At 34.6% G+C, this 22,593-nt stretch carries 21 protein-coding genes; 9 read left to right on the forward strand and 12 right to left on the reverse strand.

All coding sequences use genetic code 11. From position 1 onward, the window contains the following. Window positions 1-3: 3 nt before the first annotated feature. Window positions 4-1,014, reverse strand: coding sequence for a hypothetical protein (locus tag AB1467_01840; GenBank protein MEW6295018.1), 1,011 nt, complete (start codon window positions 1,012-1,014; stop codon window positions 4-6). A gap of 224 nt (window positions 1,015-1,238) precedes the next feature. Here AB1467_01840 and AB1467_01845 point away from each other — a divergent pair, with 224 nt between their 5' ends. Continuing rightward, window positions 1,239-2,198, forward strand: coding sequence for a radical SAM protein (locus AB1467_01845; GenBank protein MEW6295019.1), 960 nt, complete (start codon window positions 1,239-1,241; stop codon window positions 2,196-2,198). Here the strand turns inward: AB1467_01845 and AB1467_01850 are convergent. The 7 genes from AB1467_01850 to AB1467_01880 are packed head-to-tail and all read right to left on the reverse strand — an operon-like array spanning window position 2,186 to window position 8,318. Further along, window positions 2,186-2,458 (reverse strand): PqqD family protein, encoded by a 273-nt coding sequence (locus tag AB1467_01850; GenBank protein MEW6295020.1) that lies wholly within the window; start codon window positions 2,456-2,458, stop codon window positions 2,186-2,188. The genes AB1467_01845 and AB1467_01850 overlap by 13 nt on opposite strands. 38 nt (window positions 2,459-2,496) lie before the next feature. After that, on the reverse strand, window positions 2,497-3,411 hold the full coding sequence (locus tag AB1467_01855; protein ID MEW6295021.1) for a hypothetical protein: 915 nt from the start codon (window positions 3,409-3,411) through the stop codon (window positions 2,497-2,499). Further along, the gene (locus AB1467_01860) at window positions 3,386-4,765 is read right to left on the reverse strand and encodes a radical SAM protein (GenBank protein MEW6295022.1); all 1,380 of its coding nucleotides are present in this window, start codon (window positions 4,763-4,765) and stop codon (window positions 3,386-3,388) included. Before AB1467_01860 ends, AB1467_01855 begins: the two co-directional genes overlap by 26 nt. 29 nt (window positions 4,766-4,794) lie before the next feature. Beyond that, window positions 4,795-5,859 (reverse strand): nucleotidyltransferase family protein, encoded by a 1,065-nt coding sequence (locus AB1467_01865; protein MEW6295023.1) that lies wholly within the window; start codon window positions 5,857-5,859, stop codon window positions 4,795-4,797. Window positions 5,860-5,862: 3 nt separating this feature from the next. After that, complete coding sequence (locus AB1467_01870; GenBank protein MEW6295024.1) at window positions 5,863-6,597, reverse strand: class I SAM-dependent methyltransferase; 735 nt, start codon at window positions 6,595-6,597, stop codon at window positions 5,863-5,865. Between the two features lie 3 nt (window positions 6,598-6,600). Continuing rightward, window positions 6,601-7,320: a glycosyltransferase gene (locus tag AB1467_01875; protein ID MEW6295025.1), complete on the reverse strand. Its 720-nt coding sequence runs from the start codon at window positions 7,318-7,320 to the stop codon at window positions 6,601-6,603. A gap of 14 nt (window positions 7,321-7,334) precedes the next feature. Further along, window positions 7,335-8,318 carry a radical SAM protein gene (locus AB1467_01880; protein MEW6295026.1) on the reverse strand — a complete coding sequence of 328 codons (984 nt, stop codon included), beginning with the start codon at window positions 8,316-8,318 and terminating at the stop codon, window positions 7,335-7,337. Window positions 8,319-8,378: 60 nt separating this feature from the next. Here AB1467_01880 and AB1467_01885 point away from each other — a divergent pair, with 60 nt between their 5' ends. Further along, on the forward strand, window positions 8,379-9,629 hold the full coding sequence (locus AB1467_01885; GenBank protein ID MEW6295027.1) for a DegT/DnrJ/EryC1/StrS family aminotransferase: 1,251 nt from the start codon (window positions 8,379-8,381) through the stop codon (window positions 9,627-9,629). Then, window positions 9,626-11,539: a hypothetical protein gene (locus AB1467_01890; protein MEW6295028.1), complete on the forward strand. Its 1,914-nt coding sequence runs from the start codon at window positions 9,626-9,628 to the stop codon at window positions 11,537-11,539. The genes AB1467_01885 and AB1467_01890 overlap by 4 nt, the downstream gene beginning before the upstream one ends. On the opposite strand, the gene AB1467_01895 is transcribed toward AB1467_01890, so the two are convergent. Further along, window positions 11,536-12,954 (reverse strand): radical SAM protein, encoded by a 1,419-nt coding sequence (locus tag AB1467_01895; protein MEW6295029.1) that lies wholly within the window; start codon window positions 12,952-12,954, stop codon window positions 11,536-11,538. The genes AB1467_01890 and AB1467_01895 overlap by 4 nt on opposite strands. Further along, on the reverse strand, window positions 12,951-13,889 hold the full coding sequence (locus tag AB1467_01900; protein ID MEW6295030.1) for a glycosyltransferase: 939 nt from the start codon (window positions 13,887-13,889) through the stop codon (window positions 12,951-12,953). The genes AB1467_01895 and AB1467_01900 overlap by 4 nt, the downstream gene beginning before the upstream one ends. 66 nt (window positions 13,890-13,955) lie before the next feature. On the opposite strand from AB1467_01900, the gene AB1467_01905 reads away from it, so the two are divergent. Genes AB1467_01905 through AB1467_01915 form a run of 3 tightly spaced genes read left to right on the forward strand, consistent with a single transcriptional unit; the run spans window position 13,956 to window position 18,045 of the window. Continuing rightward, window positions 13,956-15,122, forward strand: a complete 1,167-nt coding sequence (locus AB1467_01905) for a glycosyltransferase family 4 protein (protein MEW6295031.1) — start codon at window positions 13,956-13,958, stop codon at window positions 15,120-15,122. Continuing rightward, entirely contained in the window at window positions 15,119-16,753 is a 1,635-nt protein-coding gene (locus tag AB1467_01910; protein ID MEW6295032.1) for a hypothetical protein, read from the forward strand. The genes AB1467_01905 and AB1467_01910 overlap by 4 nt, the downstream gene beginning before the upstream one ends. A 59-nt stretch (window positions 16,754-16,812) precedes the next feature. Further along, window positions 16,813-18,045: a SufS family cysteine desulfurase gene (locus AB1467_01915; protein MEW6295033.1), complete on the forward strand. Its 1,233-nt coding sequence runs from the start codon at window positions 16,813-16,815 to the stop codon at window positions 18,043-18,045. Here the strand turns inward: AB1467_01915 and AB1467_01920 are convergent. After that, window positions 18,042-18,491 (reverse strand): YbaK/EbsC family protein, encoded by a 450-nt coding sequence (locus AB1467_01920; GenBank protein MEW6295034.1) that lies wholly within the window; start codon window positions 18,489-18,491, stop codon window positions 18,042-18,044. The two genes, AB1467_01915 and AB1467_01920, sit on opposite strands and share 4 nt — an antisense overlap. Window positions 18,492-18,558: 67 nt before the next feature. Here AB1467_01920 and AB1467_01925 point away from each other — a divergent pair, with 67 nt between their 5' ends. Continuing rightward, on the forward strand, window positions 18,559-19,842 hold the full coding sequence (locus tag AB1467_01925; GenBank protein ID MEW6295035.1) for a hypothetical protein: 1,284 nt from the start codon (window positions 18,559-18,561) through the stop codon (window positions 19,840-19,842). Here AB1467_01925 and metK read toward each other — a convergent pair. Then, window positions 19,835-20,998, reverse strand: coding sequence for a methionine adenosyltransferase (metK, locus tag AB1467_01930; protein ID MEW6295036.1), 1,164 nt, complete (start codon window positions 20,996-20,998; stop codon window positions 19,835-19,837). The two genes, AB1467_01925 and metK, sit on opposite strands and share 8 nt — an antisense overlap. Before the next feature lie 142 nt (window positions 20,999-21,140). On the opposite strand from metK, the gene AB1467_01935 reads away from it, so the two are divergent. Together AB1467_01935 and AB1467_01940 are read left to right on the forward strand one after the other, a co-directional pair. Continuing rightward, window positions 21,141-21,665, forward strand: a complete 525-nt coding sequence (locus AB1467_01935; protein ID MEW6295037.1) for a CBS domain-containing protein — start codon at window positions 21,141-21,143, stop codon at window positions 21,663-21,665. A 116-nt stretch (window positions 21,666-21,781) separates the two neighbouring features. Next, window positions 21,782-22,588, forward strand: a complete 807-nt coding sequence (locus tag AB1467_01940; protein ID MEW6295038.1) for a hypothetical protein — start codon at window positions 21,782-21,784, stop codon at window positions 22,586-22,588. Window positions 22,589-22,593: the final 5 nt, after the last annotated feature.

Here is a 22,593-nt window from a genome sequence, read left to right on the forward strand (position 1 = left end):
TGATCACTTGATTGACGGGATTTCAGAGTAATAATTTAAGTCAAATTCTTTTTTTTCTATACTCACTAAATTTAGACTATATACCGGATCCCCTGTTTTTAAAACAATATAAGGTTCCTTTGAGCTGATTAAGATTTCACCTACACGAACATTTTCTTTGTAGATATCAACTTTAAGACATTTAATACCCTTATAATCACAATTATTGTCTTGAATTTCAATATAATTAAAACCGTAATAATTAGGAGAAGAAAAAGTCTTGCTTTCCAAGAAATTTTTTAAATTAAATTTGTCTTCAACCCTGTTTAAAACATAAAAATAGAAAGGCAACAAAAAATATGCTCTTTCATTTAAAAATGGATCAATGTTATAGTTTGTTTCTTTGCTATGCTTCATTTCTTTTGTAAGTATCCCGCGGCCATGAAAAGAGTTATCCTGCTTGTTTATTTCAAATGTATCAAGGGCAATTACAGTTTCAGTTTCTTCATCCTTGTCCGTCAGAAACCATTTCGGAAATTTTCCTACAATTATTCCATTCCACCAAGAATCATTTTCGTCAGTGATATAAATATTGTAATAAACCTTTGCTTTCACCGGCTCATTCCAAAAAATTTCATAATTTAACATAACGCCTTTGCTGAAGTCTATTTTTCGCTCAAAAACAAATTGCTTGCTGGAATAGAAAGACTCCAAGGAATTTGACGGCGTTAACTTTATTGAAATTTTTCCGCTCGTTATATCGCATTTAAAGCTTATTGTATTCAAACCTTTATTCAAATCAAAATAATTAAAGCAAAGCAGGGAATCACTGGAATCGAAAATCTCAATTCTTGTTTTTTTTGCTTCACCATTGGAAAACAATGAAACAGCAAGTTCTAGAATTCCAAAACCTTGCTCAGCATTAACAGAAATCTCTTTTACTTCGAGAAAAATATTTTCTTTGGTCTTTGGCTTATCTTCTATGCAGCCTGCTAAAAAAAACAGCACTAAAACCAACAAAAAGTACTTTTTCATTTCATACCATTAATACTTATTCTCTTATTTAAATATATACAGCTCTTTAGACCTCAAAGATAGATTGCGGGGTAGAACATTATTTTAAAAAACTTCTGGGTATTCTATTAACTATGAAGAAAAAAAAGTATAAAAAGCCTTCAATAAAAAAATTAAGTATTAAGGCTGCTAGAGGGGCTACCGGAATTGCTACTAATGTATGACCACTAAATTAATGCCTGGTTTTGAACTTGCCTTATAAAAACAAAATAACTTCTATTAGTATCCTATACACACACAAATGCCCTATTTATTGTGATCACTGTTGTGGTAATTTTTCTCCTAAAAGAAAAGAAAAATTGACCCCCAAAAAAGTCTTGGATTATTTCAACGATATCTCTTCAATAAAAGTCAAAAAAATATGTTTCACCGGCGGGGAACCCTTCCTTTTTTTTGATGAATTAATTAATTTGATTTCAAAAGGAAAAAGAATGGGGTTTAAAATTTCAGTTATTTCAAACGGCTTTTGGGCAGTGAATGAAAAAGAAACAAGAAAGATAATGAGGCTTCTGTCAAAAAATGGTTTAGCTGCCATTAAAATCAGTGCCGATGAATTCCACCAAAAGTTTATTCCTATAGACAATATTTTGAACATTTTAAAAATAAGCAATAAGCAAATACCATTAAAAACAATCATTTCGTTCACCAAAACTAAAGACCTAAACCACTTAAATTTACTACACTTTTTTAAAAAATTCAGGAAACTCCGCCTTCTTGTTCAGCCGGTTATCCCTGTTGGCAGGGCAAAAAACAAAATTAAAAAAGAAAAAGTGCTTTATAGAAAGATTGACCCCAAAGCAAAATGCCCTATGCCTGATCTTCCAACAATTGATGCTTATAAACAAGTTTATGTATGCTGTAATGGAATACTTGCAGGAAGAAATTCAATTTTTCATATAGGAGATACATCTAAAGAAGAACTAAAAGATATTCTCCTTAAATTCAAAGAAAACAGATTAATACATTTCTTAAAAACAGAAGGACCTTTTATACTTGTAAAAGAATTAGAAAAAAATAAATTAAGAAAAAGAAGGGAAATAAAGACAAAAAAATATGTGGGGGTATGCGATTACTGCATGAAACACCTTGCAACATACAGAAAAAACGACATAGAGAAGGCTTTGGAAAAAATCTACTTAAAATAAATTAATTTTAGGTCTTTAAGTTTTTTAATGCAATCAAAAAGATCCTTCTTTGCTTGCCCATCTTTTAGCTTATATTTGTTTTTTGTAGCTTGCGAGATTTCTTTGAAAGAACTTTTTCCATTAATTTTTTTCCAGATAAACGATGCAGTAGAATTCAGCCTGAAAAAAAAATATTTTTCAGGTTCAAAGACTAATACCTCCCCTTCAATTTCTTTCCATTCAACATCTTTACATTTATATGCAATTTTTTTGGCATTCATTTTTCCACCAAAGCCTTAATCATTTAATTCAGAAATCTTTATAACACTTTCCTTATTTTCACCCAAACCTTTTTCTCAGGCAAGAATTCAAGGTTGAAGCATTTGCTTCTTTTTACTACGCCCATTGCAAAATCAAATGCCTGAAAAAAGGAAGGATCTTTTTTCATGTAAAGAAAATTTAAAGCAAAATTGCTATTAATTAATTTAAAGATTGAGTTAATAGGGTTTAATTTGTACAAAAAATTTTTCCTAGCTTTTTTGATAAAGAAAAGAGCTTTCAAAGGAAGCCCTTTTTTTGAACCTTTGAATTCACCAAAAAAAGGAAAAGAAAAAACAAAAATTTTTCTTCCCGCCACTTTTAACACATTCATATCATCACTAAATGTTCGATCTTCACTTAATAGTTTCATTATAGTGGTTTTTCCTTCTCCTGAAGGCCCTAAAAAAACCAATGCCTTGTTATTTTTGTTCACAGCTGAGGAGTGAAGCATTAAGGCTTTTTTCTTTAAAAAAAACAACGAATAACAAATCATTAAACTTATTTTAAAGGCATTGATAAACTTGCTTTTATAATTAGGTAAATTCACCTCTATTGTTGCATAACTCCTCCTTAAGTTAATTTTGCATTTCCATATCTTTGAAAAACCTTTTTTATTAAAAATAAAAACTCCTTTTTCTTTTGAATTCTTCATACTTACTGGGAGGGTTAATGGGGCCACATTTTTTTTATTTAAAGTGATTTTTTTTTTGTTGCTTTTAACTAAAAAATTTATTGTAAACTCTTCTTTTTTATTTGAAATAAATTCGCTGTAATCTTTCTCTAGCAAATCAATTATTTCCATCCTATTAGAGGTTATTAATGTTGTTGTCCCAGCCAGACTTATTTTTGTCTTAAAATTTTCTTGAAAAAAATCATTTTCCATTAATTCAACTCCTAATCTTTTTTTGTTCAAAATAATTCCGGGCAACACGCTTTAATAAATACATTTTTTCAGCAAAACCTTTGTGAGGGTAATAATAAAATGAAGGGAATATTAAAGGAAACTTTTTTATTAATGATATTATTTCTTTCTTAGTTGAAGCAGATAAATTAAATATGACTTGGTTACTTATGTCAGAAACAATGCCTTCATCAAACTTTATTGAATGTCTGTATTTATGATAGAGGGCTGAATTTGCTAGAGGACTACATAAATGAAGCTGTGTTCTAATTCTTTTGCCATATAATCCGTTGTAGAGGGTTCTCAAAAACATCGTTTTCCTGAAATCAGCAATTGATTCAAAGGGGAAGCCCCAAACAAATGAGACCAAAGTATCATCAAAATATTTCATTGATTTGTCAATCACTTTTTCAGCTAATTCAATGGTGAAAGGCTTATTGATGCGTTTAAGCACATTATTTGAAGCGGATTCTATGCCATAATAAATTCTTTTAAAATCACTTCCTGATAATTCTTCCATTAATCTTTTGTCCATGCAGTTCACTGACGCTGAACACCCAAAATTAGCATCTATTTTTTGTTTTCTTATTTCTCTGCATAAGGCAATAACCCTTTTCTTGTTCAGAGCGAAATTATCGTCAACCATCCTTATCAACTGCGGCTTATATTCTGAAACCACAAAATTTATTTCATTAACTACCCTCTCGATGCTTCTAAATGTTACTTTATTATTACACTGTGGGTTTATGCCGCAAAAAACGCATTTAAATATGCATCCGCGTGAGCTTGAAATATGGAATGTATTATAATTACTTAAATCAATTGAATTATTTATTGGAGACGGAAATTCATCCAAATTTATTGTTCTTTCTCTTGTAAAATTTGAAATAACTCTGCCATTGCTTCCGTAAGTTATTCCTTTAACTTTTCTAAGAGAATTTTTTTGTTTTATGGCATTCATTAATTCAACTATTGTTTTTTCTCCTTCGCCTCTCACAATTACCCCAATTTGAGGAAAATTCCTCATTACCTCTTCCTCAATACCATTTATTGCTGGCCCCCCAACTATAATCGTTTTTTCAGGGAATTTTTCTTTTAATTTTTTTATTCCGATTAATGCAAAAGGCAAAAATTCAACAGAAAAACTTAACCCCACAATGTCTGCAGAATTTTTTAGAAACTTAACTAAATTTTGTGGGTCATACTGGTTTTTGTAGGAGTTAAATTGATAATCTTTAAAATCAACTGAAAAGCCGGCTTTTTCAAGACTGCTTATAATATACAACACTCCAACAGGAGTGTAGGCAATCTTTTTTGAGTTCTCTAGATATTTAACCCTCAAATTTACAAGTGTTATGTCAGCCATTTTTTACTACCTAAAATTAACATTGATTTTTAATCAAGCAAAAAACCTTTAATGAATGGAATTAATTTTAATTTGTCTTTTAATCCTTTAGTCCAATAAAACCTAAAATATAAGTACCTTAATCTAAATAAAACCTTATCTTTCCAAAAGTATTCGCTCTTGAGTATTCTGTTTTCATTAAAATTTTTTAAAAATAAGAGTGTTTCTTTTTTTGAATTTCTCTTTAACTTATTCATTGTTTTTTTTGGGATTTGCATTTCAAACAATTTTTGAGCTAAAAATAGTGAATGATAAAGTATTTCGCACACATTAAATTCAATTGCTCTCTCAACAAATTTATTCCAATCTATTTTAAATTTTTCAATTATTTTTTTCATTCTTAATAGATTTGGTATTGCCACTTGGAACGCATGGGAGTAAATTAAATGTAAAGAAAAATAAATTAATTGGTCTTCAGGACAAAAGGTTCTCAGAAAATTGTTCCCTTTTATTGGCTTTGAGTCTTTCCGCATCTTATTTATATCTAAATTAAAGGAATTTATGGGAAACAAGAGGTGCTGGTGCAACTCAAAATCTACAGTGAATGAACCAATTTCTTTTAAGAAAGGAGTGTGAATGCTATAACTCTTAAAAAATTTGTAAAAAATGGTTTCCTTCCCAACATAGTCCATTTTCTTTAATTCATATTCAATTAATGGAAAATCTTCTTTTCCCGCAAACAAATCAATGTCAGCTTCAGCCAGAAAATCATCTTCAAAAACTTCTTTTAATGCCCACCCCTTCAAAAGAATTACTTGAATTTTTTTCTCTTTTAATCTTTCAGCCAATTTTTTTAGCTCCCTTTTCAACAACATATTTTGGGATACAGAAAAAGAAAATAATTCTTCTAACTCTTTCATCTCTTTTCCTTTGTAACCCAATTTTTTCAAATTCAAGTAAATAGGATTAAAAACTAAATGATATTTGCTCATCCCAACAACTTCTTTCATGTTTATTCCCTGTTTAAGCAGGCTTTGAGCTTTAGCCAATCCTTTTTTTCCCAAAGGATAATCTGCACATAACAAAAGCAGTTTCTGTTCATTTGAAGGGCCCATTTCTTATTCCTCAATTTTTTTTGCCACGCAAAATAATGATAAACCTAAAGGCAATCTGATTTTCTTTGAAATCTTTGACTCAAAAGAAAGAATACTTAACAAAAGCCTGTTCACTGTTGGATGGAGCTTCATTAAATCGGACTCTCTGTCTTTAGAGAGGTTTTTGATCAACCTGAAGATTGTTATTAACGGAAAAAGCAAAGAATTCCAGTAAACTATTTTTTCTATTGCAAAGCCTTCCTTAATAATTTTTTCTTTTAATTCCTTTTTTGTGTATCTGTGCCTTATGTGAACTGCTTTGTCGTGAGCACTGTAAAGTAAATTAAAGGCAGGTTCATTGATTATTATTATGCCCTTTTTTTTGAGCACTCTGTTGAATTCTTTTAATGCTTTTAAATCGCTTTCAACCCATTTATGACATAAAACATCAAGTGAAAGAACAGCATCAAAAGAATTATTTTTGAAAGGAAGTTTCTCTATAGGGGCATTAACTAAATTCCTCAAGCCTCTTTTCCTGCAATATAAAAGGGCTCTCATTGAAAGGTCAAGACCCATTACTTTTACTGTCGCACTTAATTCTTTTGCCAGAATTCCTGTCCCGCAACCTGCATCTAAAATCATTAAATTCTTTTTTCCAGAAAAATCTTTAATTCTTTCATGCACTAGTTTTCTGAGAAAAGAATTCCAGAAAAATTCTTCCTCCAATTCAAACAGTTTCTTGTATTCAAATTTTTCCATTTATTATTCCTTTCCAAATTTTTTCTTGAAACTAAAAATGTAAGGAACCATTTTAATTTCTCTCATTAAGCTAAAAGAGCTTTTTCTTTGCTCATGCCACACTACAGGCAATTCAATAATTTTCATTCCTTTCTTCTGTGCCCTAATCAAGAGTTCTGCGTCCCAGAACCAGCCTCTTGATAGAGAGGCATCATAGCCTAATTCTTTCACTAATTCAATTAATTTTTTTCTTTTAAATGCCTTTATCCCGCAGTTATGGTCTCTTATTTTTGAATTGAAATAAAACTGAATGAATTTGTTGTAAAGGAGGCTCATGAGGCGCCTGGAAATCCTCCTTTTTATTCTACTGCCTTTCACATACCTGCTTCCAAGGGCAATGTCTTCTCCTTTCCTTATTTCTTCAACCAGTTCAGGGATGGCACTCAAGCTTTGAATTGAATCAAGGTCCAGAAATACAACTATGTTGCCTTTTGCCTGCAGGAATGATTGCGCAAGATTTTCTCTTCTTGTGGGCCCTTTTTCAAATTCAATTAATTTAATTGCTTTTTTGTTTTTCGCGAATTCCTTTATTATTTTCCTTGAATTATCCTTTGAGTTATCATCAACTACAATCAATTCAAATGACCTAAAACCCTTATTCAGGAAATCATACATCTTGTGCAGGTTCTGCTTAACAGAACTTTCTCCGTTGTACACAGGCACAAAAAAAGACACTTCAGCCATTTTTTTTCTTAACCTCAAAAATTCTTGCCAGCCAAATTCATTAAAGCTCCAAGATTCATTGAGCCAATGAAATTGTATTCCATGCAGTTTGCGCTTAGGCAGGAACCGCAATTTAAGCCAGATAACTTTTCAAATGCTTTTTCAAATCCATTTTCAAAAAAGTTTAGTGCATTAAATTTTTCCATTGAATTAAAGCACGGAAAAATGTCTTCGTTGGAGTCAATGTGACAGAACTGCCTTCCAGCAAGGCATTTTATAGCCTTTGACGAATCAGGCCAGTACAGTAAATGCTTCAGGTACTGCATTGAATTTGCAACCTTTTTTCTTTCAATCTTTGCTTCAATCAATTTTTTTACTACATTCTTGTATTCTTTTTCTGATGGTCGGATTTTTTCTGTTTTGCCTGAAAGCCTTGGGTTGTGGTGTAATGGCTGGAATGAAGCCCAGAAATTCAGTTCTTGGGCTTTTTCAAGAATGAAATCAATTTCATTCAAATTATATTTTGTGAGCGTTGTTACAGTCCATACCTTAATTCCGTTTTCCCTTGCTTTTTTTATTGCACCCACCACTTTTTCATAGCATTTAATTCCTCTTTGCATGTCATGGATTTTCTTGCTTCCATCAAGACTCAATACAAGCAAATTCAAATTCTTCAACTCATCAATTCTTTTCTCTGCAAGAATTCCATTTGACCCCAGAGTAGTGAAAATTCCTTTCTTGCGCGCAAAATCAATTATTTCTCCAATGTCTTTTCTCAGCAAGGGCTCGCCCCCAGTAAATCCAATCCTTTTTGTTCCTTTTTTTGAGAGGACTTCAATTACTTCAAGCACTTGCCCTGTACTCAAATCCTTGATTTTTCTTTCTGGAATATTGCAGTAAATGCATTTGGAATTGCACTTGTTTGTAATTGAAAAGCCTGCATTCAATGGAATTCTGGCCCCAAACAAATTGCATTTAATTATGCCGCCAAACAAACTTACGCCTTGAACAAACCCCATCAAACCAACTTTTAATGCATCAATTAAATAATTTAGCTAACATTAGAATAAATAGGTTATATGCTGGAAAAAGTGCCTAGATTCCAGTTATACTGGAACAAAAAAATCTTTCTTGCAGGACTAAAGACAATTCTTTCAGGTAAAACAATTGAAGGCCCTAAAATAAAAGAATTCGAGGGAAAATTTTCTCGCTATATTGGAGCAAAATATGCTGTAAGCATTCCTTCAGGAAAGATGGCGTTATATCTTTCAATTAAAGCCTTAAAATTAGAGAGAGGCTCAGAGATAATTGTGCCCGCATTCACAGTGCCCGAAGTTGTTTCAATGGTTTTGTGCGCTGGGCTAAAGCCTGTTTTTATTGACATAGAAAAAGATTCATTTAACATTGACCCCCAAAAAATTGAAGAAAAGATTACAAAAAAAACAAGTGCAATTCTATTAACACACTTATATGGGGAACCCGCAGACATCAAAGAAATCCAAAAAATTGCAGTGAGGCATAAGCTGAAAATAATTGAGGACTGCGCGCAGGCCTGCGGGGCAGAATACAATGGAATTAAAGCAGGGAATTTTGGTGATGCAAGCTATTTCAGTTTTGGTCTAGTAAAAAATCTGAATACTTTGGGTGGCGGAATGGTTTTGAGCAACAACAAAAAATTGATTGAAGATATAAGAATGGAAACAAGCAATTTTTCAGAACAAAAAAAATCAATTCTAATAAAAGAATTTTTTACTGCAACAATTTTATGGGTTATGACTTCAAGAATCATTTTTTCCATTATTATCTGGCCCTTGCTTAGATTCATTAAAATTTTTAGAAAGAATTCCATGGACAAAGCTTTTGAATTAAAGGAAGAAGAGCTTTCAGTGAAAGAAATTCTTGAGCATTATAAAAATAAATTTTCTAACTTTCAAGCATTGATTGGATTGCTTCAATTGAATGAGCTGGAAAAAAACAATAATAAGAGAATTGAGAACGCAAAAATTTTGATGCGAGAACTGAAAGGAATTAGAATGCTGAAGCTTCCTGAAGAAAGAAAAGGCATTAAAAGCATTTATCCATTTCTTGTAGTGAGAGTGCCAACACAAAAAAGGGATTGGTTTGTTGAAGAATTATTTAGGAAAGGAATTGACTGCAGCAAAGGAAACCTTAAGGCATGCAATAAAATGCAATTATTCAAGGAATTCAGAGCAAGATGCTCTAATGCAGAAAGCGCAGAAAAAGAAGTTCTTTACATTCCAGTGCATTCAACCCTTAATCGGCATGACATGAAATTGATTGCAGAAAAAATAAGGGAAACGATAGAATGAAAATTAAAAAGATTTTTAATAAAGAGCTAAAGTATGAATTGATTGTTCTTGCAGCCTTTTTGGTTTTAACTGCTTTCATGACTTATCCTTTAATTTTCCGGCTTGACTCTATTTTTTTTATTGATGCTGATTCTACATGGTACACATGGAATTTTTGGTTATGGAATAAGTCTATTGTAGAATTGCATGAGAGCCCTTTTCGCACTGACTTTATTTATTACCCCCAGACCATAAGCCTGAGCCAGTCCGAGCCAAGCCCTCTAAATTCTTTTATTTCTATTCCTTTACAGCATCTTTTCGGGTTGAATGCCTCGCTTAATTTATTGCTTTTGTTTTCTTTTGTTTTGGCTGGCTTTGGAGCCTATCTTTTGGTTTATTATCTTACTGAAAACAGAATTGCTGGTTTTGTTGCAGGAATAATTTTTGCTTTTGCTCCAACCCATTTCGTTCAAGTGCTTGCAGGCCAGATAGCAACTGCTTCAATTCAATGGATTCCTTTATTTGTACTGTATTTAATTAAGACTTTTAAAGAAAAGAATTACAGGAACGCTGTTTTTGTTGCACTGTTTTTTGCTTTAACCACTTATTCTTCCTGGTATCTTTCAATGTTTCTTGTTTATTTCACTTTGTTTTTCTTTGCTTATAACTACTTTTATGAAAGAAATAAATTGCTAGACAAGGATTTAATCAAGCGCTCTGCTTTAATGGTTGGAGTTTCAGCTTTTATTGTCCTGCCATTGTTTTTGCCTCTAATACCTGAAATAATTGACTCCCTTAATTTCAAAAACTATTTATTTACTTCAGACCACTTCATTCACTCGTCTGATTTAGCGGAATTTTTTATTCCTTCAGGCTACCCCCCATTTTTTGGTAATACTTCCAGTAATTTTTACAAGAAATTTTTTGGCGAGGAAATTGTATTAAGTGTTTTCATAGGTTTCACTGTATTGTCTTTGAGTATTGCTTCTTTATTTAAGGTTGACAGAAAAAAGACTCTTTTTTGGGCCTTTGCTGCTCTGCTTTTTTTTGTTCTGTCTCTTGGTCCAGTGCTTCAAGTGTTTGGCAATTTAAGCATTTTAGGCTCGAAGCCTATTTACTACAAAAATTTTGTTCAGTCTTTATACGATGGTGAGTCAAGCATATCATATAACAGGGAAGTGTTAAAGCAGCCTGGCGTTATTCCCTTGCCTTATGCTTTTTTGGAGGAATTTCCTTTTACTGCTTTGCTTAGGGCTGTACACAGATTTGCTTTAATGCTTATGCTGTGCTTGAGTGTTTTGGCTGGATTTTTTTGCGCTAGACTGCTTAAAGATGAAAGGAAAATGTTTGGCATTGCAAAAGGCAAATTGTTTGTTTTCCTTATTTGTGTTTTTATTTTGTTTGAGTTTTTGGTTATTCAACTTCCAATTCAAAGTTCTATTGTGCCAGAAAAATTTTTAGAGCCTTCCTTCTTTAAGGAGATTGGCAGTGATAAAGAGAATTATGCTTTAATTGAACTGCCGTACAGTACGATTTATGGTTCAAGATTTTCAAATATTCTTAATAGGCGGTATAATTATTATCAGACAATTCACGGAAAAAAGATTGTTGGGGGCTTTGCTGACAGGCTGCCTGTAGAACAGGTTAATTATTCAAAGAAATTGCCTTTCGTGCGCCTACTATTGTATCCTGAATTAATCAATGAAGAGAATATTAATGAATCGCCAGAAATATTGAAGGAATTGAAAATCAAGTACATTGTAATTCACGACAAAATATACATTCCGTACAGAAATAAATATATTGATTTGAATAAACTAATAATGCCTGAAGACGTTAGCAAATTGGGAAAAATTCTTGAAAAAAATTTCCCTAAAAGCAACTGGAAGCAATACCCTGAAGAGCACATCACAGTAATAAAAGTTTATTAACCAAAAAGATTTCTTTTAACGAGCCTTGCCCCCACAGTCATCTTTATTTTTAAGTCACTTAAAGACTTTAATCCAAGCAATTGTTTTGCAATAAATTTTGGTTTAAGGTAATGGTTTCTGTAAGCCTTTCGAGCAAAATATTCCAGTTCTTTTCTGCTTAAATGAGGGTAAGAAATTATTGCCTGTACTGCAGGGTCAATTGGTTCATAGTCTCTTGATTTTGTGGCAATCCAGCCTTTCCTTTTTGCCTGGAAATAGAATTCTGTTCCAGGGAAAGGAGAAGCAATGCTGTAAAGCGCATAATTCACATTCAATTTCTCTGCCTCTCTTAAGGTGTGCTCAATTGTTTCTGTTGTTTCCAAAGGCGTTGCCCCAAATAATATATTTATTTCTGGTTCAATTTTGTATTTCTTCAAAATTTCAATTGCCTTGTAATAAGATTCAACTTTAATGTCTTTTTTTACAGCATCCAAAATCTTCTGATTGAATGATTCAATGCCCAAATTAATGCACTTGCATCCTGCTTCAGCCATTGCCTTTGCATTCCTTTCTGTAATCATGTCAGCGCGGGCATAACAATACCACTCCAAACCCAAGTCCTTTATTCCATTGCATATCTCTGAGGTTCTTTTTTCATTCCAGACAAACTCATCATCAATTACCGTAACAGACTTAAAGCCTTTTCCTGCAATGTCTTGGAATTCTTTTATTACTCTTTCAACAGGATAAAGCAAAGGCGAAGGTTTTGTATTAAATTTCTTTTTGTATTCCAGTTCTCGGGCAAAACTCAAAGCATTTGGAACGCAGAAAGTGCACCTGCCAAAACACCCCCTTGAAGTCAAAATGGTTGTATGAGGCAATTTTGATAATTTTGGATTGAAATAAGGCTTATGGTTGAGTAAGCTTCTGTCAGGAATTGGAAGCACCGAAATATCTTTTATTTGGAGTGCAGAAAAGTTATGAATTGCCCTTTTTGCTTTTTTTCTTTTCAATGCATTCAGCAAATTAAGCGATGCAATTTCATGTTCTCCTCTTATGACAAAAGTATCATCTTTGTCCAGAAAGTTTTTTGGGTTCCAAGTGGGTTGTGTTCCAGTAAAAATGAATTTGGTTTTGGGATTGATTTCCCTGATAATTTTCCTTGCATTAAAGTCTGTTTTCTCTGAGAGGAATACAGTAAAAAAAATATAAAAATCTGCATTGTTTTCTTCAATGAATTTTTTGAAGTAATTGATTGAACGGTTCTCAGCTTGCAGGTCCCTTATATTTACTTCAAAGCCTTTTTCTTTAAGCAGGGTCGCAGTTCCAAGCATTGCAATTGGAGGCAGGTAGTACAGAGAATAATTGCATCCGAAAATCCTTTCAACGCCCTTTTCTCCCTTTCCCGCAGGAGGAATTATAAAAGAGATTTTCATTTTAATGCCCCTCGAATAAAACCTAAAGCCCAGCCAAAAACCCAAACAAAAATTAATGAGGAAATAATTAATGGGTTAAGCTTGAATTTGAAATAAGAATAAAGTCCTGCAATAATTAATGCCATAAATTCTGCTGCAGCAGCATAAAAGAATAAATTAATTGAAAACAAAAGCAACAAAAATAACAGAATCAAGTTCAGTGAAGGAAGAAAGTGGTAGTATCTTGCGCTTTTGGGATGCAGTTTAATTAATTGTGTTTTTCCCAAGCTGAAACTGAATGCCTGCCTGAAAAACCTTTTGTAAGAGCCTTTCCTGTAATGCCATACAATTGCTTCGGGATTGAAAATTAGCTTGAATCCCTTTTCCCTTATTCTAAAATCTAATTCAGGGTCCTCGTTTGAAATCATTTTTTCATTGAACCCCTTTAATTCTTTCAGTATTTCCTTCCTATATATTACATTGCATCCAGGGTTGTGCTCAACTTCCTTAATTTTTTTTTCTCTGCTGCCGTATTCTGCTCCCAAAGAACTTAGGAGTTCAATTGTTTTCCCTATATGCTGAGAAAATTTAGAGTCATCTTTAGGCGTAAGATTTGGGCCACCAACAGAAGCAATTGAATTGTCTTTAAAGCATGAAATTAATTCTTTAAGCCAGTCCTTTGAGGCAACACAGTCAGCGTCCGTAAAAGCAATGAAGTCTCCTGAAGCCTTTTTTATGCCTAAATTTTTTGCAAAGACAATGCCTTTCCTTTTTTCAATGAAAAACTTGTCTGCGTATTTCATTGCAATTTTTTGTGAGCCATCGGTTGAGCCATTGTCTATTACAACCAATTCTTTGTCCTTGTATGAATTGCCTTTGACTGATTTGAGGCATTTCTCCAGTGTTTTTTCTTCATTCAGGACAGGCACTATAATTGAAACTTTTTTCAATGCCACCACTCTAATTATTATAATCAGAATATCATATTAATACATTACGAAAATAATTGGAAGAGGCGTTTTATGAAGGCATTGATTGTTGCGCCATATTTTCACCCTTACATTGCAGGCGGCATGAAGTATGCATTAGACCAAAGCCTTTGCCTGAAAAAAGCAGGCTTCAAAGTAATTGCAACTGCAGCAGGCCATAAAAGCAATAAATTCAAGAAAGAAATAATTGAAGGAATAAAGATATACAGGCTTCCAGCGCAATTCAAATTATCAGGCACTCCGCTCAGCCTTGAATGGAGGAAAAAACTGAATGAAATAATAGAAAAAGAAAAGCCTGATGTAATAAACGGGCATATTCCAGCGCCATTCATTGCAGACTTGGCTGCAAGAATTGCAGTAGAAAAAAGAATCCCTTTCATTTTAACTTACCATAATGACATAACAAAAGAGGATTTCTTTGGAAATTTGCTGTCAGAAGGCTATTATTCCATGCTTGGAAACAAAACCTTAAAAATTTCAAGCAAAATTATTGCCACCTCAGAATACTATGCAAAAAAATCAGTTCACTTGAGAAAATACGTGCACAAAACAGAATTTATCCCCCCAGCAGTGGACGAAAAAAAATTTAATTTGAGAGTAAACAGAAACTGGCTTAAAAGAAATTATAAATTAAAAAACAAAAAAATAGTTTTATTTGTAGGTTGCCTTGGAAAAGGGTATGAATACAAAGGCCTGAATTATTTAATTGAAGCGATTTCTATGACAAAAAAGGAAATTCCAGAAATAAAATTAATTGCTGTTGGAGGCGGAGAAGAAAAACAAAAATATGTTGCATTATGCAGAAAACTTGGAATTGAAAAAGAGGTAATGTTTGCAGGATTTGTTCCTTCAGAAAAACTGCCTTTATACTATGCGGGAAGCGATGCCTTTGTTCTGCCTTCAATAAACGACAGCGAAGGCTTTGGAATTGTGCTCATAGAAGCAATGGCTTGTAGGACTCCGGTAATTGGAACAAAGGCAGGAGGCATTCCTGCAGTAATAAAAGATGAAAAGGACGGCTTGATTGTGGAACCTAGAAATCCAGCAGAATTAAAAAACGCAATAATCAGAATACTTAAAAACAAAAAATTTGCGGGAAAGATTGCATTAAACGGCCATAAAAAAGTTTTTTCTGAATTCAGCCAGAAAAAATTCTGCAGCAAAATCACAAAAATATTTTTTGGGGCAGTGAAAAAATGAAGAAAGAGGATTTGAAGATTTTTGGGTTCATCCTCATTTTCACATTAATGATTTCACTGCTTACAGAGATGACCTCCTCAACAGCCCTCTACAGGGACCCATGGATGTTCAGACAGTTTGATTCCGCAAATTACATATTAGAAAAAAAAGTTTTTCCTTCAGAGAATTTGCTGCAAAACGAAAAAACCATACTTGAAAAATCTTTTTTTGGGGTGGGTGGAACTGCCTCTTACCCTTATCCAGTAATGCTCATCTCAAGCCTTTCAATTCTTTCTGACTTGAACACAGAATTCTTCATCAACCATTCTTATTTCCTTCTTTTAATTTTAGGCCTTGTTTATTTTGCGCTTTTCAGGAAACTTTTTGAAAGGACTGAACTGGCTTTAATCATTTCTGTTTTTGCAATGTTCTTCCCATTTGAACCCCTGTTCTATAAAATTACAGTCCACGGCTGGATTTTGATTAAAATATTTGGTGCTTTATCAATGCTTTTCCTGGTTTTCATAATAAAGGATTTTGAAGAAAAAAAAATGAGTTTAAGCAAAAGCGCTATTAGTTTTTTCTTTCTTTTTTATTTTGCCTGGCTGTCACTTCAAGCAGATAAAAGCACTTTTCTCTTGTGTCTTGTGCCAATATTATTTTTTATAATTGCATACTTCTTCCTAAATAAAAAAATTTACAGACAAAAAACAAAAACTAATATTTTTGTTTATGCTGCGGTATTATTCTTTTTGCTGCTTACGCTTTTTTATTCAATTACTTTAATTGATTTAATCGACGACATAGTGAATAAGGTGACCTTGTTTCATTTGGAGAAACTGCATTTTATCCCAACTTTTATTTCTTCTGTGCTTCCTTATTCTGAAATTTATTTCACGCATAATCTATCCTATCAAATAATAAGATATGCCTTGCCTGCATTCAGTATAATAATCCTTCTTTTACTTACCCACAAAAAATTAGTCAAATTTATTTCGGGAAACAAAATAATTAATTCATTCATTTTGTCGCAATTTTTTGCTTCTGTTTTAATTGCTGCAGGCCTTATTTTTTCTCTGCCTTATGTTTCAAACAGAGGGGCAGCAACAATTGCCTGGTTTCTGTTAATGTTGAGTGCAATTTCAATTTCAGCCATCAAAAACAAGAAAACCAAAACCGCAGGCTTCCTTTTATTTTTCTTTTTTGTTTTTTTAATTCCATTTTATTCTTATACCCAGACCTTAGAATACAAATATTATAAATTCAATGAAAGGCAGGTTTCCTCAATCCAGTGGATTGGAGAAAACCTAAACAATGACGTAAACCTTTACAGCGACTTGAAAATGGCTAAGGCAACAGCGAGCCTTACTAACATAGAAGTATTTAATACTCCAACCGAATTAAGGGGGTGGGCTAAACATGAAATAATCCCGATTTTCTACGACCAAAACATCGAAAGCGCCTTAATTAATTTAAAAAGAGGCCCAGTACAATATATGATTTTAACCAATGACATGACCGAAACAGCTTTCTGGGCTGCAAACCAGCCATTGAAGCCTGCTACAGCCCTTGAAAAATACAATGAATCAAAAAATTTCTCAAAGGTCTTCGAGAACAGCTACGTGAGAATTTACAAAATCAATTACGGGTGAAAATAACAAAAAAATATTAATTTAAATTCAATGCACCAGAAAAATAAAAGGATAAAAAAATGAATTCAGAGAAAGTGCGCAAAGATTTTCCTCTGCTTGAAAGAAGGGTCAATGGAAAGCCAATAATATACCTTGACAGTGCTGCCACTACACTCAAGCCAGTTCAGGTAATTGAGGCAATGGACTACTATTACAAGAATGCGAGCGCAAACATTCACAGGGGAATTCACAAGCTCAGCGAGGAAGCTTCAGAATTATATGAGAAAAGCCATGAGAACATCTCGAAATTCATTGGAGCAAAAAAAGAGGAATTTGTTTTCTATAACAATACAACAGAAGCAATAAATTCCGTGATGTACTCGCTCCTCCTGCAAGGCTACTTCAAGGAAGGAGACGAAATTTTGCTTACAGAAATGGAGCACCACGCAAACCTTGTGCCTTGGCAGATTCTAAGCAAACACAAGAAACTCAAGCTCAATTTCGTTAAATTAAAGCCTGACTTCACTTTGGACATGCAGGATTTACAGAAGAAAATCTCAAAGAAAACAAGATTAGTTGCAGTAGCTCACGCTTCAAATACTGTTGCCTCAATAAATCCAGTGAAAGAAATAGCAAAAACTGCCCATGACTTCAATGCTTTATGCTTGATTGATGGAGCCCAGAGCGTTCCGCACTTTGAAGTGAACGTAAAAAATTTGGGTTGCGACTTCTTTGCCTTTTCAGGCCACAAAATGCTTGGGCCTACAGGCTCAGGAGGCCTTTATGCAAGAAAAGAATTACTGGAAGAAATTCCTCCATTCCTTTACGGCGGCTCAATGATCAAGAGCGTTAAATGGAATGAAAGCTCCTGGAATGAACTGCCCTGGAAGTTCGAGGCAGGAACCCCAAACATTGCGGCCTGCATTGGATTAAGGGCAGCAGTGGATTACTTGAAGAAGATTGGAATAATGGAAGTCAGAGAGCATGAGAAAGAATTGCTTGACTATGCCTTCAAGAAAATTCAAGAAATTAATTCTGAGAACAAAATTAAGGTCTACAATCCGATGAATTCAGAAAAACAGGTTGGAGTAATACTCTTTGAAGCAAAAGGCATTGAATGCCATGATTTGGCATTAGCATTGGATGAGCACTCAAACATTGCCGTACGCTCGGGAATGCACTGCGCTGAACCCCTTGTATCTTCATTCAATCCAAAAGGATTAGACAGGGCTTCATTTTATTTGTACAACACAAGAGAAGAAATAGACAAATTCGTTGAAACATTAAAGGAAATAATTGGAACCTTCGGCTAACTTATTTCTTCAATAAAAATTTTTTCGTTGAATTCAATTATCTCTTTCACTGGAATTGAAAGCAGGCAATCCTTCTTGCCTCCGCCGCCGTAAACCAATTCTTTTTCCTCCAATTCTTTATCCAAGAAAACTCTTACCCCGTAAACGCTTACAGGGGGAAGTTCTCCTGCTTCATAGCCTGTAACCTCCCTTACCTCTTTTGGTTCAGCAAGCCTCACGCTCTGGGTTTTTGCTGCCCCGCACAATTTTTTTGTGTCAACCCTTTTGTTTCCTGCCACAATTGCAATTAAAGGCTCTTCACCTGAATCAAAAAACAAGAGGCTTTTAATTATCTCAGAGGCTTTAACACCTAAAGCAGCCTCTGCCTCCCTTACAGTTGAAACAGCCTTCTTCAAGGGAATTATCCTTGCCTTGAGGTCGTTGACCTCAATAAAGTCTTCAAGCATTGCAATAAAATCATAGGAAAGAATAGGTTTAAATATTATTTTTCCGTTAATAATTCGGTGCTTTGAATTGAAGGAGCTTTTTGTGGTGACATTGATTTTGCTCGCCTTACTTGCAGCCCAATCATTTGCTGCCTACAACAGGACCTTAGGCCTTGAATTCAGGAAAGACCTCTCACTGAAAGAAACGATTATAATTGCAGGGGATGAAGGCTCTTTCGCTGAATGGAGCCCTGACTGCAGTCTCCAATTAAAGAATTTCGTTGACGCAAAAATAAGGCTTTACAATGAAAGGATAACCCAATTGAATTCAAACAAAGACCTGCCAGCAGAAGAAGTCGAAAAGACAAAAAACAATTACTACAATGCAATGAATGCCCTGATATCCTTAAAGCAGAACATTAACTGCAGGAAAACAACAAGCAATGGGATAACAACATTAACCTACGCAGAAATAAAAACAAAAAGCATGCTTGACGCATTAAACTCGATAGAACAAGACTTCAACTCCCAAATTACAGTAAAAGATTTAGGCAGCAACACTATAGAAGCAATATTTTACGTGAAAGAAGATGAATGGATTCCTGAAACGCAAACTACCATTCTACAGTTAAGCTTTGAAGGCAAACTCAAATCAATCACCCCGCAAAACTACACTCTAAAAAACAAGGCCCTGGAATTTACTGGAATGCAATTGACTGAACCTTTCACACTCAACTTTGATTATTCAACCAGCACAGGAGAAAAAGAAGAGCCAGCACAGCAGGCAGGCATAATAGAGCAAATAACAGAAACAGTCAATTCATTCTTCAAAAAAGAGACATCAAACCTGATCTACTACGGCGCCATAGGGCTGATAGGATTAATTGTACTAATAATTGTAATTAAAATAGCCAAGAAATTAGGAAAAAAAATAAGGGAAAAAAGAGAAAAAGAAAAGCTTTCGCCCAAAGAAAAACTTGAAAGAAAAGTGCTTGAAAGAACAACACAACCAACAAAACTTAAACCATCAAGGAAGCCTTCAGGCTACATGATGGAAGTAGAAGAAATCGGCTCGGAAAGAGAGGGAACAGAGAGAAAGGCTGAATTAGAAGAATTAAGAGAAGAACCGGAAAAAATAGAAGAAACAAGAGAAGAAAAAGAGGTTGCTGAACCCAAAAACAAGGAAGAAAAAGACGTGCAAAGATTATATGACGCCCTCAAAGAGCAAAAGGCAGAATTCTCCTATGAAGAAATAAAGCAGGCTATTGTACTGCAAGGCTATCCTGAAAGCACAGCAGAAAAAGTTGCCAGAAAATTATTCCCTGAAGGCCCCAAAGAAGAAAGAGAAGAAAAAGAGGGAGAGCTCATTTAAGCCCTGCCTCTTTCCTTAGAATTTCAGTCTTATCTGTCTTCTCCCAAGTGAATTCCTTTTCCTTTCTACCAAAGTGGCCGTAAATAGAGGTCTTCCTGTAGATAGGCCTCCTTAAATTCAATTGCTCTATCATTCCTGCAGGGTCAAGCCTGAAATGCTTTTTCACTAACTCAAAAATCTTCTTCTGAGAAATCTTTTCTGTCCTGAAAGTGTCAATCATCAAGCTCAAAGGCTCATGGCCTCCAATCACATAAGACAATTGAACCTCGCATTTCTCTGCAATTCCGGCCTTAACCAAATTCTTTGCAATATACCTCGCCATGTAAGCAGCAGTCTTGTCCACTTTTGTCGGGTCTTTCCCTGAAAAAGCTCCCCCGCCATGATTGCCAATTCCACCATAAGTGTCGCAGATAATCTTTCTTCCGGTCATTCCAGAATCAGCCACTGGCCCTCCAACCACAAACCTTCCAGTATTATTAATGTAATACTTTGTTTTTTCGTCAAGATATTTCTTGCAGACAGGCTTAATCACATGCTCTTTAATGTCCTCCCTCAACTTCTCTATTTTTACATCAGGGTCGTGCTGTGCTGCAATAACAACAGAATCGATCCTTTTAGGCTTTCCGTCAGAGTATTCAGCTGTAACCTGCGTTTTTCCGTCAGGCCTCAAGTAAGATAGAAGGCCTTTTTTTCTGGCTTCAGCCAATTTCATTGCAAGCCTGTGGGCATAAAGGATAGGCAAAGGCATTAACTCGGGGGTTTCAGTGCAGGCATAGCCTGACATCATTCCCTGGTCGCCTGCACCCAATTTTTTCTGTGCGCCCTCATTCACTCCCTGCGCTATATCAGGCGACTGCTCGTGAAGCGAGGTAAGGACTCCGACAGTATTAAAGTCAAAGCCGTACTCAGGCTTGTCATAGCCTATTTCCTTTATCACTTTTCTCACAATCTTTCCAACATCAACATAAGTCTTTGTTGTAATCTCTCCCGTCACAATAATAAAGCCCATTCCAACCATTGTCTCACAGGCAACGCGCGCAAAAGGGTCATCCTTGATTATTTGATCCAGGATTTCATCGCTTATCTGGTCGCACACCTTGTCAGGGTGCCCTTCAGTCATTGCCTCTGAAGTGAAGAGAAAATTTCCTGTCCTCAATAATACCACCTCATCAAAATCTATGTTTAAAAAAAGAGCATGGATAAGTTTAAAAATATAATTATTGTAATAATTTAATATAAAAATATTCCTAAAAGAATAATTTGGTAATAATGTGCTGCCTGAACTAAAGGAATTGAAATTGAAGAGGCTCCGCTTAGGGCTTACACAGCAGGAGCTCTCAAGGCTTTCTAGTGTATCCCAGTCCTTGATCGCAAAAATCGAGAAGGGCACAACAATTCCAAGCTATGATAATGCCAAAAGGCTTTTTGAAGCTTTAAGCAAACTGCATGAGCAGAAAAGCCTTGCAGCAAAAGATGCAATGACCAAAAAGATTGTTTTTGTGGGAGAAAACGATTCTGTGGATAAAGCCATTGCCCTCATAGAAAAGCACGGATTCAGCCAGCTGCCAGTGCTCAAAGACGGAAAATCTGTGGGTTCAGTAACAGAGGAATTGCTACTCAAAAAAATGAATTCCTTTAAAGGGCATGAATCAAAGCTTAAAGTAAAAGAGATAATGGCAGAATCAATGCCGATAGTCCAGCCTAATACGCCCTTCAACGCAGTGTCAGTCCTCCTGAATTACAGCAATGGGGTTTTAGTGCAATTCAAGGGCAAAGTCAAGGGCATTATCACCAGAACTGACGTGCTTAAATCCCTTGCTTAATAAAGCTGTTTCCCCACTAAAAAGCGTTATGTTTAAAAAGAATGTTATACCTAATTAGTAATAACAATCTAAGCAATAACGTTAATAAACATATAAACATAATTTGGAGCAATGAAATGCAAAAAACCTTCAGATTACTGATTGTTTTTGCGGCCTTGATTTTTGTTTCTTTTGATGCTGCTGCTTTGGCCGTCAAAGATATCCCTAATTACATAAACTTCTACCAAGAACCCCAGACAATTTCCTTTACTGTTGAAAACGATTCAGGCTTCACAGAGGAGTTGAATATTGAAATTTCAGCCCCAGTAAGAAGCGAGGTAATGAATGCACCTGAAGATTTAATGCCTGAAGAAAAAGCCTTAATTCAAATCAAATTCTACCCAGAAAAAAGATTTATTGGCTCAACATACGAAAGCACTATCACAATAGCATTAGGCGAAATATCAGAAAAAAAGAATCTGACCCTGAAATTCAATGAAAGAAACGAGTGCCCAATAGATTTGAGTGCAACACAGAAAAACAAAACAGTTAATGGAGCAGAAGTAATACAATTAAATGTTTCTATTTCAAGCAATTCAAGTGAAGACCTGACAGTAAAATTTTATGGCATAAAAGGACTGCCTTCAAATTGGCTCTATGAACCCCAAAACAAAAGCCTTTCAATTGAAGGCAACGCAGAAAAAAGCCTTCTCTTGACTATTTCCCCGAAAAGCACTTTCACTGGAAGCGCTTTCATAAACTTCAAATGCTTGGGCTTTGAGAAAAGCAAGAAAGTAGACCTTAATTTTTCACAGGCAGGCTTTGCCTCAGGCCTTGTCACAGCAATTTCAGGCATGCCATGGCTTGACATAATACTCATAATAATTGCAGCCCTGCTTTTGATAGCATTCATTGCAAGGCTTGTGATAAGAATAAAAGGATGAACCCC

The organism is Candidatus Diapherotrites archaeon (assembly GCA_040755695.1).
Classification (GTDB): Archaea; Iainarchaeota; Iainarchaeia; order Iainarchaeales; family 1-14-0-10-31-34; genus JBFMAK01.